Annotated in this window: 1 protein-coding gene; it reads right to left on the reverse strand. The window is 65.0% G+C overall.

What is annotated here, in order from left to right; genetic code table 11:
- Positions 1-27: 27 nt before the first annotated feature.
- Complete coding sequence (locus tag EJK15_RS69780) at positions 28-414, reverse strand: hypothetical protein (RefSeq protein ID WP_138720991.1); 387 nt, start codon at positions 412-414, stop codon at positions 28-30.
- Positions 415-712: the final 298 nt, after the last annotated feature.

A 712-nucleotide genomic window follows, 5' to 3' on the forward strand; every position in this document is an offset into this window, starting at 1 on the left:
CTGCCGAAATCCGCTGAAAGTGACACGTCACGCCATCGGCGCCCGGCGGGAACGTGCCAGCCGCCAGCCGACGACACCGAGCATGAGGGCGGTACCGATCACCGTGATCCCTAGGCACACCAGGAGCGAGAGCGGGGTGAGATAGGCCAGCGCGCAGAACAGGATCGGAGTGAACAACAAGCCGTCCAGCAGAGGGTGTCGCGAAGACCAGCGGATGGCGACCCGGGGAGGAATCCAGGCAAAGGCCGCCAATGTTCCGAAGGTGAGCGCGACGAGGACTCCCATCGCGACACCACGCTTGTCGATCATCTGGAGCGTGAGCACCACGGTGCCGAGGGGAAGGAAGACACGAGAGAACCACCGAACGGCCCGGCCTTTGGCGAGCGGTGGAGGAACGTCGCCGAGTGCGGTCATGTGCCCAGGGAACTCTCGGTCGATGATCATCGTCAACCGTTCTGGAGACGTGACATCGCACCCTGGCGTGCTGTCAACGCCCGAGTCCGGCACGGTCCCGCGCATGATCGCCGACCGTACGAATCTGAGGGCGGGCGCTGCATCAACACGCGGGCGAGGCCCTCCCCCAGGGAACCCTCCCAGGGAAAGGCGCGCTCTGGACCGGACCGATCGGCTGCGCTCTCAGCGCCTCGCAGAATCGGACATAACCGGACACGGCTTTGTCGCGAGACACACGCAGGACTACGGTAGAGATCAC

This window comes from Nonomuraea basaltis (assembly GCF_005893125.1).
In the GTDB taxonomy this organism is placed as follows: domain Bacteria; phylum Actinomycetota; class Actinomycetes; order Streptosporangiales; family Streptosporangiaceae; genus Nonomuraea; species Nonomuraea basaltis.

Coding starts and splice junctions, on each gene's coding strand:
- EJK15_RS69780 (WP_138720991.1), bottom strand. CDS start 414: ATGACCGCACTCGGCGACGTTCCTCCACCGCTCGCCAAAGGCCGGGCC.